At 61.6% G+C, this 12,937-nt stretch carries 12 protein-coding genes and 1 tRNA gene; 8 read left to right on the top strand and 5 right to left on the bottom strand.

All coding sequences use genetic code 11. From position 1 onward, the window contains the following. The first annotated feature begins 22 nt into the window (after window positions 1-22). From J5N58_RS09055 to J5N58_RS09040, 4 genes are all read left to right on the top strand, one after another. Complete coding sequence (locus tag J5N58_RS09055) at window positions 23-2,371, top strand: xanthine dehydrogenase family protein molybdopterin-binding subunit (protein ID WP_244710553.1); 2,349 nt, start codon at window positions 23-25, stop codon at window positions 2,369-2,371. A gap of 15 nt (window positions 2,372-2,386) precedes the next feature. Continuing rightward, complete coding sequence (locus J5N58_RS09050; protein ID WP_113443087.1) at window positions 2,387-3,187, top strand: FAD binding domain-containing protein; 801 nt, start codon at window positions 2,387-2,389, stop codon at window positions 3,185-3,187. A 224-nt stretch (window positions 3,188-3,411) separates the two neighbouring features. Then, the gene (gene hemA / locus J5N58_RS09045; RefSeq protein WP_244710551.1) at window positions 3,412-4,626 is read left to right on the top strand and encodes a 5-aminolevulinate synthase; all 1,215 of its coding nucleotides are present in this window, start codon (window positions 3,412-3,414) and stop codon (window positions 4,624-4,626) included. Window positions 4,627-4,704: 78 nt separating this feature from the next. Further along, the gene (locus J5N58_RS09040; protein WP_244710549.1) at window positions 4,705-5,826 is read left to right on the top strand and encodes a serine hydrolase domain-containing protein; all 1,122 of its coding nucleotides are present in this window, start codon (window positions 4,705-4,707) and stop codon (window positions 5,824-5,826) included. A 26-nt stretch (window positions 5,827-5,852) separates the two neighbouring features. On the opposite strand, the gene dxr is transcribed toward J5N58_RS09040, so the two are convergent. After that, the gene (gene dxr / locus J5N58_RS09035; protein ID WP_244710547.1) at window positions 5,853-7,046 is read right to left on the bottom strand and encodes a 1-deoxy-D-xylulose-5-phosphate reductoisomerase; all 1,194 of its coding nucleotides are present in this window, start codon (window positions 7,044-7,046) and stop codon (window positions 5,853-5,855) included. A gap of 125 nt (window positions 7,047-7,171) precedes the next feature. On the opposite strand from dxr, the gene J5N58_RS09030 reads away from it, so the two are divergent. Together J5N58_RS09030 and J5N58_RS09025 are read left to right on the top strand one after the other, a co-directional pair. Further along, the gene (locus J5N58_RS09030; protein ID WP_113443084.1) at window positions 7,172-9,016 is read left to right on the top strand and encodes a heavy metal translocating P-type ATPase; all 1,845 of its coding nucleotides are present in this window, start codon (window positions 7,172-7,174) and stop codon (window positions 9,014-9,016) included. Window positions 9,017-9,103: 87 nt separating this feature from the next. Further along, window positions 9,104-9,604, top strand: coding sequence for a YciE/YciF ferroxidase family protein (locus tag J5N58_RS09025; protein ID WP_112830380.1), 501 nt, complete (start codon window positions 9,104-9,106; stop codon window positions 9,602-9,604). Between the two features lie 72 nt (window positions 9,605-9,676). On the opposite strand, the gene J5N58_RS09020 is transcribed toward J5N58_RS09025, so the two are convergent. Then, entirely contained in the window at window positions 9,677-10,234 is a 558-nt protein-coding gene (locus J5N58_RS09020; RefSeq protein ID WP_244710545.1) for a sigma-70 family RNA polymerase sigma factor, read from the bottom strand. 239 nt (window positions 10,235-10,473) lie between these two features. Here J5N58_RS09020 and J5N58_RS09015 point away from each other — a divergent pair, with 239 nt between their 5' ends. Beyond that, window positions 10,474-10,671, top strand: a complete 198-nt coding sequence (locus J5N58_RS09015) for a hypothetical protein (RefSeq protein ID WP_112830379.1) — start codon at window positions 10,474-10,476, stop codon at window positions 10,669-10,671. Between the two features lie 81 nt (window positions 10,672-10,752). Then, on the top strand, window positions 10,753-10,917 hold the full coding sequence (locus tag J5N58_RS09010; protein ID WP_162708312.1) for a hypothetical protein: 165 nt from the start codon (window positions 10,753-10,755) through the stop codon (window positions 10,915-10,917). 72 nt (window positions 10,918-10,989) lie between these two features. Here J5N58_RS09010 and J5N58_RS09005 read toward each other — a convergent pair whose 3' ends face one another. The 3 genes from J5N58_RS09005 to J5N58_RS08995 all read right to left on the bottom strand — a co-directional run bounded on the left by J5N58_RS09005 (window position 10,990) and on the right by J5N58_RS08995 (window position 12,734). After that, a complete protein-coding gene (locus tag J5N58_RS09005; RefSeq protein WP_112830378.1) occupies window positions 10,990-11,280 on the bottom strand; it encodes a hypothetical protein in 291 nt (96 codons plus the stop codon). 147 nt (window positions 11,281-11,427) lie between these two features. Continuing rightward, window positions 11,428-11,504, bottom strand: a tRNA-Arg gene (locus tag J5N58_RS09000). 66 nt (window positions 11,505-11,570) lie between these two features. Continuing rightward, entirely contained in the window at window positions 11,571-12,734 is a 1,164-nt protein-coding gene (locus J5N58_RS08995) for a M20 aminoacylase family protein (protein WP_112830377.1), read from the bottom strand. Between the last annotated feature and the right edge of the window lie 203 nt (window positions 12,735-12,937).

The raw sequence follows: 12,937 nt of genomic DNA, 5'->3' as shown, positions 1-12,937 counted from the left end.
GGAACGCCATCGGGAGGAAATCATGGGTGTTGAGGGAATTGGCGCGCGCGTGGCGCGCAAGGAAGACAAGCGTTTCCTGACAGGCAAGGGCCGGTATACGGACGACATGGTCGTGCCGGGAATGAAATATGCGTACTTCGTGCGTTCACCCTATGCCCATGCCAGGATCAAGGGCGTGGACGCATCCGCCGCCAAGGCGATGCCCGGCGTGATCGACGTTCTGGACGGCAGGCAACTGCTGGCGGACGGCATCGGCAACCTGATCTGCGGCTGGATGATCCATTCCAAGGATGGATCGCCGATGAAGATGGGCGCCTGGCGGCCGTTGGCGCACGAGACGGTGCGCTATGTCGGCGATGCCGTCGCGGTCGTGGTGGCCGATAGCGCCGCGGAAGCCCATGATGCCGCGGAAGCGGTGGTGGTCGATTACGAAGAATTGCCTGTCGTGACCGAGGCGACCGAAGCCCTGAAGCCTGGTGCGCCGCAACTGCATCCGGAGGCGCCCGGCAATCTGATCTTCGACTGGGAAATCGGCGACAGCGCCGCAACGGACCAGGCCATTGCTTCCGCGGCGCACGTCACCGAGATCGAGATCCACAACAACCGCCTTTCGCCCAATCCGATGGAGCCGCGCGCGGCACTCGGCATCTATGATGCGGCCGAAGATCACTATACCTGCTATACGACGAGCCAGAACCCGCATGTTGCGCGTCTGGTGATGAGCGCCTTCTACAACGTCGCGCCGGAACACAAGTTGCGCGTCATCGCTCCCGATGTCGGCGGTGGCTTCGGCTCGAAAATCTATATCTATCCCGAGGAGATCGTCTGTCTCTGGGCATCGAAGAAGACCGGCGTGCCGGTCAAGTGGACCTCCGATCGCACGGAGGCCTTCCTGACGGACGCTCATGGCCGTGACCACGTGTCCAAGGTCAAGATGGCCTTCGACAAGGACAACCGGATCATTGGCCTCAAGGTCGACACCATCGCCAATCTCGGCGCCTACATGTCGCTCTTTTCGTCGGCAGTGCCGACCTATCTCTATGCGACGCTGCTTTCGGGCCAATATGCGATCCCGACGATCCACGCTAATGTCCGGACCGCCTATACCAATACGGCGCCGGTCGATGCTTATCGCGGCGCGGGCCGGCCGGAGGCGACCTACCTCCTGGAGCGGACGATGGAAACGGCCGCGCGCGAACTCGGTGTTTCTCCAGCCGAACTGCGGCGGCAGAATTTCGTCCGCACCTTCCCGCACCAGACGCCTGTCATCATGAATTATGACGCTGGCGACTACGATGCTTCGCTGGAGGCGGCGATGGCTGCGGCCGACTGGGCAGGTTTCCCTGCACGGCGGGCGGAGGCGGCCGCGCGCGGCAAGAGGCGCGGCATCGGCATGAGCTGCTACATCGAGGCCTGCGGTATCGCACCGTCCCAGGCGGTGGGTTCGCTCGGCGCCGGCGTCGGCCTTTGGGAATCGGCTGAAGTGAGGGTCAATGCCGTCGGAACCGTTGAAGTGCTGACCGGGTCGCACAGTCACGGCCAGGGGCACGAGACGACTTTTGCGCAGCTCGTTTCCGACCGGCTCGGGGTGCCGATCGACAATGTTTCCATTGTTCACGGCGATACCGACAAGGTACAGATGGGCATGGGAACCTATGGTTCCCGCTCCGGGGCGGTTGGCATGTCCGCGATCGTCAAGGCGCTCGACAAGGTCGAGGCCAAGGCCAAGAAGATTGCTGCCCATCTGATGGAAGCAGACGAACGCGATATCGTCATCGAAAACGGCGAACTGAAGGTGGCCGGCACCGACAAGACGCTGCCGTGGTTCCAGGTGGCGCTCGCCGCCTATACCGCGCACAATCTGCCGGCAGGCATGGAGCCCGGATTGAAAGAAGGAGCGTTCTACGATCCTTCCAACTTCACCTTCCCGGCCGGCTGTTACATCTGCGAGGTCGAGGTGGACCCGGAAACGGGCAAGACCACGGTTGAGAAGTTCGTCGCGGCCGACGATTTCGGAAATATCATCAATCCGATGATCGTCGAGGGACAGGTGCACGGCGGTATTGCTCAGGGCATCGGGCAGGCGCTGCTCGAAGGCGTTCACTACGATCCGTCGAACGGGCAGCTCCTGACGGCAAGCTACATGGACTATGCCATGCCCCGTGCCGACGATCTGCCCTCCTTTGTGGTGTCGCACCAGAACACTCCATGTCCGGGCAATCCGCTCGGCATCAAGGGCTGTGGCGAAGCCGGCGCCATCGGTTCTCCGCCAGCGCTCATCAACGCCATCACGGATGCCATCGGGAACAACAGGCTCAACATGCCCGCCACGCCGAATGCGGTCTGGTCGGCGCTGCAGGCCGCGGAATAAGAGGGGGGACGTTTCATGCAGCTTTATCCAACCAGCTATCATCGCGCTTCTTCCCTGGAGGAAGCGGGCCGACTTCTTTCCGGAGCCGATGACGGCAAGTACATCGCCGGCGGTCAGACGCTGATCGCGACGCTGAAGCAGCGGCTCGCGCAACCGTCCGACCTGATCGATCTTCGGCATATTCCCGTGCTCAAGGGAATTTCCGTCGATGGACGGTCGGTCACCATCGGCGCCGGCGTCACTCATGCCGAGGTGGCGGAATCGAGTCTTATCCGCTCGGTCTGTCCGGCCCTATGCCATCTCGCCTCATTGATCGGTGATCCGCACGTCCGTCATCTCGGCACGATCGGCGGATCGATCGCCAATGACGACCCGGCGGCCGATTATCCGGCGGCGATGCTCGGGCTCGGCGCAACCATCGTTACCGATCGCCGTGAGATCGGGGCGGACGACTTCTTTGTCGATCTCTTCGAGACGGCGTTGCAGGAGGGCGAGATCATTACGGCCGTCCGGTTCACGGCGCCGGAACGGGCGGCCTATGCCAAGTTTTCCAACCCGGCTTCCCGGTTTGCCATGACCGGGGTTTTCGTCGCGAAAGGCCCGGCCGGCGTGCGGGTTGCCGTGACCGGCGCGGGGTCGAACGGCGTGTTCCGACATGCGGGGCTGGAGGAGGCGCTTGCGCGCGACTGGTCACCGGGCGCGATTGCCGATGTCGTAATTGATTCGTCGGATCTGATGTCGGACCTGCATTGCACGGCCGAGTATCGCGCCAATCTCGTGAAAGTGATGGCCAAACGCGCGGTCGGGGCCTCGTGATGTCGCCTGAAACGAGCCATTGCAGGAAAGGGCGGCCGCGGCCGCCCTTTTTTCTCCTGCTTGACGCAGATCAAGTTTGAAATGGAGACGATCGATTAGCACTTCTCTGGAAAGATTCTCAAAGCCGCGCCTTTTGTCGCAGTTTAGAATGAATTTACAAAGCCGGGGTTGACCGCCGACGCGTTGGATCCCAAAAGGGAAATAGCAGGCTGGAGTTTTTGACGATGGATTTCGAGGCGTTTTTCAAGAGCCAACTGGAAGGCCTTCACGAAGAAGGGCGTTACCGGGTTTTTGCGGATCTTGAGCGGCAACAGGGCAATTTCCCCCGCGCCACGCGCTATACCCAGGACGGTCAGCACGACGTTACCGTCTGGTGTTCCAACGACTATCTGGGCATGGGCCAGAACCCGACCGTGATCGAGGCGATGAAGTCGGCTATCGATCACTGTGGCGCGGGTGCGGGAGGCACCCGGAATATTTCTGGCACCAATCATTACCACGTCCTTCTGGAGCGTGAACTCGCCGACTTGCACGGCAAGGAATCCGCGCTGATCTTCACCTCCGGCTATATTTCCAACTGGGCGACGCTCGGTACGCTTGGCCAGAAGATCCCTGGCCTCATCATCTTCTCCGATGCGCTCAATCACGCATCGATGATCGAAGGTATCCGCTATGCGAAGTGCGAGCGGGTGATCTGGAAACATAACGATCTCAAGGACCTCGAAGCCAAGCTGGCGGCGGCCGACCCCAAGGCGCCGAAGCTCATCGCCTTCGAATCGGTCTACTCGATGGATGGCGATATCGCCCCGATCAAGGAAATCTGCGATCTCGCCGACAAGTACGGCGCGATGACCTATCTCGACGAGGTGCATGCTGTCGGGATGTACGGTCCGCGCGGTGGCGGCGTTGCCGAACGCGAAGGCCTGATGGATCGCCTGACGATCATCGAAGGCACGCTCGGCAAGGCCTTCGGCGTGATGGGCGGTTACATCGCGGCTTCCAATGCGCTTTGCGATTTTATCCGTTCCTTCGCATCCGGATTCATCTTCACGACAGCGCTGCCGCCGTCGCTGGCTGCCGGCGCGGTCGCTTCGATCCGTCATCTGAAGTCGAGCCAGATCGAGCGTTTCGCTCATCAGGAACGGGTGCGGCGCCTGCGTTCCATGCTTGATGCCCGTGGCATTCCGCACATGCCGAACCCGAGCCACATCGTTCCGGTGATGGTCGGCGATGCGGCCAAGTGCAAGTGGATCTCCGACATCCTGCTCGACAACTTCAACATCTACGTGCAGCCGATCAACTATCCGACTGTACCGAAGAAGACGGAGCGCCTGCGCATTACTCCGACACCGCTGCATTCGGATGCCGATATCGATCATCTGGTCGGTGCGCTGCATCAGTTGTGGTCGCGTTGCGCGCTTGCCCGGGCTGTCGCTTGATCCTTTATTCGATCGCTGTCATTTCGATGCGGAGCATGGAAACATGGTCCGCATTTTTCGTTTCAGGGATTTTCAGGAATGACTGTTGCAGATCGTGTCGACCGGATGATCGATCAGGCTGTCGAACAGGAGCGCATCACCGGCGCCGTGGTGCTGGTCTATCGGGACGGCGAACCTCTGCTGCGGCGCGCGGCTGGTTTTTCGGATCGCGAAGCCGGTATCCCCATGCAGATCGACAGCATCTTCCGCTATTCTTCCATCACCAAGCCGATCGTGGCGACAACGGCGCTGGCGATGGTCGATGCGGGCCTGTTCGGGTTAGACGACCGGGTTTCGGAATACCTGCCATGGTTTCGGCCGAAAACCGCCGATGGGGCCGAGGCGGCGATCACCGTTCGTCATCTTCTCACCCACACATCCGGTCTCGTTTATAATCCGGGGCTGGAACTCTTGCCCGCCGACCGGGCGATTACGCTTGGGATATCCGATACGGAGCTCGGGCTGGAGGAAAATTTCGCGCGCCACAACGATATTCCGCTCGCCTTTGCGCCTGGCGAACGCTGGGCTTATTCCTTCGCGACGGACATTCTCGGCGGTGTGGTCGCCGCCGTGCATGGCGGCAGCCTCGAAGCAGCCGTGGTTCACTACGTCGCCGGTCCTCTCGGGATGCACGATGCGCGCTTTCACGTGACCGATCCCGGCCGTCTCACCGTGGCTTACGGAGACGGCCCGTCGCGGCCTGTCCGCATGTCCGATCCCTGGGTTGCCGGAGAAGATGCAGGCTGGAGGGCCGTCTTTTCTCCTTCACGGATCTTCAATCCCAAGGCTTTCCAGTCAGGCGGGGCCGGCATGGCGGGCACGGCGGACGACCTTCTCAAGCTTCTGGAAACGCTTCGCACCGGCGGTGCACCGATCCTGAAACCCGAAACCGCCATAGCCGGCCTTTCCAACCAGATCGGGAATATTGAGGGTGAGCCCGGCTCACGCTTCGGGTTCTTCGGCGCGGTGATTACCGATCCCCGCGAGGCAGGAACCGCGCTGCCGCCCGGAGCGGTCCAATGGGGCGGCGTCTATGGCAACACATGGTTCATCGATCCGGCCGAAGGTCTGACGGTCATCAGCATGACGAACACGGCCCTTGAGGGTTGCATGGGCTTTTATCCCGAGATGCTGCGACGTGCGGTCTATGGCCGCCGCTGAACAGCTTGCGCGGCGGGAGTGGGATTTCAGGCAGCCTGTTCGCGGATGGCAATGATCTGAGCGGCGGTCCGCCTTGCCTCGGCATCTGCGGCGAAGACGTCAGCGATCGTCGACGCAGGCGGGCATGAGACTAGCCGGTCCATCACGGCCTCAACGACCTCGGCCATGTCGAGGAAGCCGATCCGCCGTTCCACAAAAGCGTTGAAGGCGGTTTCTTCCGCGGCATTCATTATCGCAGCCTGTACCCCGCCGCGTTCCAGCGCGATGCGTGCGAGCCGCAGTGCCGGAAACCGAGCCTCGTCGGGTGCTTCGAAATCGAGCCGGGCCAGTTTGGCGAAATCGAGCCTTTCCACATCCAGCTTCGGGCGCCTCGGATAGGTCAGCGCATAGCCGATGGCGGTGCGCATGTCAGGTGTGCCGAGTTGGGCGATGACCGAACCGTCGCTGTAACCGACCATCGAATGAACGATCGACTGAGGATGGACGATCACCTCGACCTGATCGGGACGCAGACCGAAGAGATGCTTGGCTTCGACCATTTCCAGCGCTTTGTTGAACATCGAGGCGCTGCCGACAGAAATCTTCAGGCCCATCGACCAGTTGGGATGGGTTCTTGCCGTCTCAACGGTGACGCCCGCCATCTGGTCGCGTGTGAAGGTGCGGAAAGGGCCACCGGACGCGGTAAGGATGATCCGCTCCAAAGCGTGCCGCTGTTGATTGTCGAGACACTGGAAGATCGCGCTGTGCTCGCTGTCGACCGGGATGAGCCTCCCGCCGCCGGCACGGACGGCCTCGACGAAGAGTTCACCTGCCGACACCAGACATTCCTTGTTTGCGAGTGCGATGTCAGCGCCGCGGCTTGCGGCTTTCAGCGTGGGGGCAAGCCCCGCCGTACCGACGATTGCCGCCATGACCCATTCGGCCTCAAGGCTTGCCGCCTCGTCGAGCCCCGACACGCCTGCCGCAACGTCGACACCGCTGCCGGAAAGCGCGTCCTTCAAGGCAATATACTGGCTTTCGTCCGCGGTCACCGCCAGCTTCGCACCCGTCTCGCGCGCCTGCTGTGCCAGAAGCTCGATATTGCCGTTGCCCGTCAGTGCCATAACCTCGAAGGTGTCGCGTCCGCCAAGTTGCCGTACGACATCGAGTGTATTGACGCCGATCGAACCGGTGGAACCGAGGATTGTGAGGCGTCGCGGCCTTCCGGTGTCCGTCGTCATATGGGTTTGTCCGGAGATTGCTTCATTCGCCGATCCGTCTACAAGGGAAAGCGGCGGGCGGCAAGCATTGCTTATAAATGCTCGTTCGGCTCGACGGCGATTGGTGGTGGCGGGGTGAGGAAGCTATGAGGTCCATATCGGTGTTCGCGCGCGACTATGGATCGGTATTTCTCGCCGTTCTCGCGCTCGCAGCGCTCGGCGGTGGTGGTCTTGCCTTTTTCCTCGGTCGTCCCGATCTTGCAATGCTTGCGTGGTTCGGCGGAACGGGGGTTGTCCTCGCTGCACTTGCAGTGGAAATCCTGCAGTCGCTTGCGAGGGGGCATCTCGGCGTCGATGTGATCGCCGGGCTTTCCATGTCGGCGGCGCTGGCTTTCGGGGAACCGCTTGCAGGCGCCATCGTGGCGCTGATGTATGCCGGAGGACAGCAGCTCGAAAATTTCGCCGAAGGGCGAGCGAGGCGGGAAATGACCGCGCTCCTTGGTCGCGTGGCCCGTACCGCCATGCGCTATGTCGATGGCCATTTGGAGGAAGTGCCGATCGAAAGTCTCTGTCCCGGCGAACGTATCCTGATGCGGCGCGGCGAGGTCGTACCTGTCGATGGGCGACTTCTGTCCGACCAGGCGGATGTCGACATGTCGGCGTTGACCGGTGAATCGCTCCCTGTGCGGCTTTCACGGCAGGACGAGGTGGCGAGCGGTGGCACCGTGGTGGGCAGCGCCTTCGATCTCGAGGTACTACGGCGTTCGGAGGAAAGCACGTATGCCGGCATCGTGCGACTGGTGGAAACGGCCCAGCAAAGCCGCGCGCCGATGATGCGTCTTGCCGATCGCTATGCTCTCTGGTTCCTGCTGCTGACGCTTGCGCTCGCCGGCAGCGCATGGTGGGCGAGCGGAGACAGCACTCGAGCGCTTGCCGTTCTCGTCGTTGCCACGCCGTGTCCTCTTATCCTTGCGGTTCCGGTCGCGATCATCTCCGGCCTCTCAAGGGCTGCATCCCGCGGCGTGCTGGTGAAAAGCGGCGGAGCGCTCGAAACGCTTGCGACGATCCGTGTCGCGGTGCTCGACAAGACCGGTACGTTGACCGGCGGACAAGCGGGGGTCGTTGCGATCCGGTCTTCCGGTGCCGTGCCGGAGGACGAAGTCTTGCGCCTTGCCGCTTCGCTCGACCAGGCTTCCAACCATGTCAGCGCGGAAGCGCTGGTGCGCGAAGCAAAGACGCGAGGCATGGTTCTTTCCACGCCTGTGGAGGTCGTCGAAACGCCGGGTACCGGTCTGGAAGGCCGGATAGATGGCCACGCGGTGGTGGTGGGCGGCAGCGATTTCGTGCGTGGCAGATGCTCGTCCGGCGATCCTCGCGCTCTGGGCGCCGATCTGCCGCCCGGCACTGCCGTCGTCGCCCTCGGCATCGACGGCAAGGTGGCGGGTATCATCCTGCTGGCGGATCGGCTGCGCCCAGACGCGGGTGCGGCAATCGATGCGTTCCGGGCGCAGGGCATTCGGCGCTTCGTGCTCGCATCGGGGGATCGCGCCGACGTGGTGGATGCTGCCGGCAGGATGCTGGGAGTCGACGAGATTCGGGGAGGCTTGCTGCCCGGAGAAAAGGTGGAGGTAGTTCTGGGCGAACGCCGCAATGGTCCGGTGATGATGATTGGAGACGGTGTCAACGACGCGCCGGCCCTGGCCGCGGCCGACCTGGGCGTGGCCATGGGCGCGCGCGGCGCTGCTGCATCCTCCGAAACCGCCGACGTGGTACTCTTGGTCGACATGCTGGAGCGTCTCCCACAGGCTCTGGCGATTGCCCGCAGGACGCGGCGTATCGCCCGCCAAAGCGTTGTCGCCGGGCTGGCTCTTTCTGTCGGGGCGATGATCTTTGCCGCGGGCGGATATCTCCCACCCGTCCAAGGCGCACTGTTGCAGGAAGTGATCGACGTGGCGGTAATCCTGAATGCCCTGCGTGCGTTGCGCGGCTGACCGCAGGGTGTTCGAATTTTCCGGAACAAAGCCGCCCGTGCTTGGTTCTCATCCTGTGCAATTCACCATGATGAGGAGACAGCGGTAATGACACAGAAGACTCTTGATGACCTGTTTCTTGAAACCCTCAAGGACATCTATTACGCCGAGCGCAAGATCCTGAAAGCCCTGCCGAAGATGGCGCGCGGCGCACAGGATTCCAAGCTGAAGATGGCATTCGAGAAGCATAAGGAGGAAACCGAGGGACAGGTCGAGCGTCTGCAGCAGGTTTTCGAGATCATCGGCAAGCGTGCTCGGGGCAAGACGTGTCCGGCGATCGACGGGATTATCGAGGAAGGCGAGGAGATCCTCGAGGAGTTCAAGGGAACGCCCGCACTCGATGCCGGGCTGCTGGCGGCGGCACAGGCGGTCGAACATTACGAAATCAGCCGTTATGGCACGCTGCGGGCCTGGGCCAAGCAGCTCGGCCATTCCAAGGCAGTCGCCTTGCTGGACGCCACCTTGGAAGAAGAAAGTGCGACGGATGACGCATTGACCAAGCTTGCCGAAAGCGCCGTCAATGTCGCAGCGCGGAAGAAGGCGGCCTGATTGCGTCGCGATAGCGGGTCCCGCGATTTGCCGGGACCCGTCCTTCCCAATTCCGAGAAATGAATACACAGGTCAAACGCGCCGCAGGTTCGACCGAATGGATCCGCCCGGTTCTCGGTCGTCTGTTTCTTGTGGCGCTTCTCCCAATTCCCTGAGCAATTGTCGCCTTGCGCGGTTCAAACGGCTCTTCACCGTCCCCATGGGACAGCCGCATATGGCGGCCGCGTCCTCGTAGCGTTCTCCCAGCATGACGATCAATATCAGCATCTCGCGATGGTGCTCAGGTAGCCTCCAGAGCGCGCGGCGAACGTCTTCGACCTCTACCGACCATTCCTGGCTGGCTTCCACCGTCAGATATTCGGCTATGTCGTCGGGCAGGCCGACATTTTCGCGACCCCGCCGCCGGATGTTCGTGAAAAAGCTGTTGCGCATGATGGTGAACAGCCATGACTTCAGGCGGGTGCCCGGCTCGAACTTGTCGAGATTGCCAAGCGCCTTGGTCAGGGTTTCCTGAACGAGATCGTCGGCATCCTCGGCCTTGCTGCAAAAGGTTCGGGCAAAAGCCCGGAGCGCCGGAATGAGTTCGACCACCTCCATCTGCGCATCGCGCCTGGCTCTCTGGGCTGCCAATGTCGTCTTCCTCTATGGCGAACAATACGGACGGGAGATATGCTATTTAACGCCGCCCGCCTGCTGTGGTTCCGGCCGGCGCCAACGGGGTATCGCGTTTGCGCAGGAACATCCGGAGCCGCGAACGGTTGGAATGACAGGACGAAGAACTGGCGAAGGGTAGGCATATCGCCGCGAAACAGGGCTGCGCCCCGGAGAAAGATGACGGAGACGGGCCTTTCGGACCGCTGGAGGTGGGCATGGGGAACGATCCAGGCAGCAATGCGCAGGATACGAAGGCTGACAGCCGGCTGGTTCGCCGCAAGCTGGACTTGCTGCATGGCGCCATCGAAGGAGAGCCGGTTCCAAACCGCCTGATCGAGGCCGCCTTCGCGCTTCAGCGCGCCATCGATCAAAAGCGTCAGTCCGGCTGGACGACGCGAAAATCGAAGAGATAGATCGAATTTTAGCGATCGGCTTAAGCGGACTCAAAAACCTCTCTGCCATTCTGCTCCAGACTGATCCAGGAGCAACCCGCCATGACCACGAGGATGAAAGCCCTCATTGTCGCGACTAACATTTCACTCGCCATGTGGGCGGGATTGATCGGCGTCGGTGTGTGGGCCCTCGGGGACGACAGGCCGCATCTCGACGGCCAGCTTACCGCCAGCATCGGCAGTGCAGAAGGCACCAAGTGCTATTGAGCTCCGGGCTTTGAATCTGCCGAAGGACCGCTGCCTGGTCGCCGGGTGAATGCCCGTTGGGGCGAAGATCCGTCAGGGCCGTACCAGTTCGGGGTCCACTTCCCGCAGAAGCTGCCGCATCGCATCCTGCCGGTCGCAGGCGTGCTTTCCCATGTAATGCCGGATGATGGCCTCCATCATCTCGTCGTCCGTCAGGGAGAATGTCTTGCGGAAAGTGGTTTCGATGTTCTGCGGTCTCGATGCAGCCCGCCGCAGCATGGCAAACACGCCCACGAAAGCCACTATGGCGAAAAGCCATAACGGCCATCCCATCTCCTGCAGCGTGCGGATTTCGAGACCGGTGATGCTGATTTCGTTCTGCATTGCGCCCCCGCAGCAATGATGACGCGCCCAATATCGTCGAATGCAGCATTCGCGATCAAGACGTGAAGCGCTATTCACGAGGGGGAATCTGAAAGACTGGTAAATATTCCCGGTGCGATTGCCCGCTCGACCCGCAGCAGGAATGAATGGTGATCCCGGCGCGATTCGAACGCGCGACCCCCAGATTAGGAATCTGATGCTCTATCCTGCTGAGCTACGGGACCACTCGACGCATCCATACAAAAGGCCGGGCGGGAAGCCAAGCCCTTTTGCGGCTGCAGGGTGTGGCATCAATCGGTCAGTCGCTGTTCGGCGAGGCGCACCCAATAGGATATGCCATAGGCAAGAACCTCGTCGTTGAAGTCGTAGGACGGATTGTGCAGTCCGGGGGTGTCGCCGTGGCCGATCATGATATAGGCGCCAGGTTTCGACTGCAGCATGAAGGCGAAATCCTCCCCGGCCATCGAAGGATCGATCTCGGTGTTGACCTTGTCCTTGCCGGCGACGTCCATGGCGGCGCGGGCGGCATGTTCGGTTTCTTCCGGATGATTGACCGTGACCGGGCAGGCACGTTCGTAGACGACTTCCGCTTCCGCCCCGTTGGCGGCGGCGAGGCCGTGGGCAATGTCATAGATACGCTTCTCGGCGAGGTCGCGGACGTTTTCGTCGAGCGAACGGACGGTGCCGGTCAGCGAAGCCTCTTCCGGAATGATGTTGTGGGTCGTTCCGGCGTTGAAGCGGGTGACGGAAACCACGACGGAGCGCAGCGGGTTGGCGTTTCGCGCGGCGATCAGTTGCAGGTTGGTGACGATTTGGGCGCCGATGGCGATCGGGTCTACCGTATTATGCGGTTCGGCCGCGTGGCCGCCGCGGCCTTTGACGGTGATGAAAAACTTGTCCGGAGCAGCCATGATGCCGCCCTTGCGGATCGAGAAGGTGCCGACCGGCTGGCCTGGCATGTTGTGCATGCCATAGACTTCCTTGATGCCGAAACGTTCCATCAGCCCGTCCTGAACCATGGCGAGCGCTCCTGCGCCGCCTTCTTCCGCCGGCTGAAAGATGACGATGACCCTGCCGTTGAAGTTCCGGGTTTCGGCGAGGTATTTTGCCGCACCCAGCAGCATGGCGGTATGTCCGTCATGGCCGCAGGCATGCATCCTACCGGCGATTCTCGAGGCCCATGGCTTGCCGCTCATCTCCTCGATCGGCAGCGCATCCATGTCGGCGCGCAGGCCGATGGAGCGACGGCTCTCGCCACGTCCGTTGATTACGCCCACGACCCCGGTTCTCCCGATGCCGGTCACGATTTCGTCAACGCCGAATTCCTTGAGCTTCTCTGCGACGAAGGCCGCGGTGTTCTCGACATCGTAGAGAATTTCCGGATTGGCATGAAGATGGCGACGCCATTCGCTGACCTCCGCCTGGAGTTCGGCAGCGCGGTTCAATATCGGCATGTTGCTTTCCTGCTCGACGATTTCAGAGTATTGCTTGGGACGGCGCGGGAATGTGCGCCTCAAGATTGACGTATTCAATGGGCTTTGCCATTGCTTGAAGTCATAGGGCAAATAATTGCCATTTGCGAGACTCATCCGCATCCGAAGAGGACTGATCGTGTCGACGAAGTATTCCGCCGTGCAGAAAACGCAGAAGACCGGTC

The sequence above is a fragment of the Paenirhizobium cremeum genome (genome assembly GCF_022884085.1).
GTDB lineage: Bacteria > Pseudomonadota > Alphaproteobacteria > Rhizobiales > Rhizobiaceae > Allorhizobium > Allorhizobium cremeum.
Note: the sequence above shows the minus strand (reverse complement) of the source record. Positions and strands in the feature narration are given on the sequence as shown.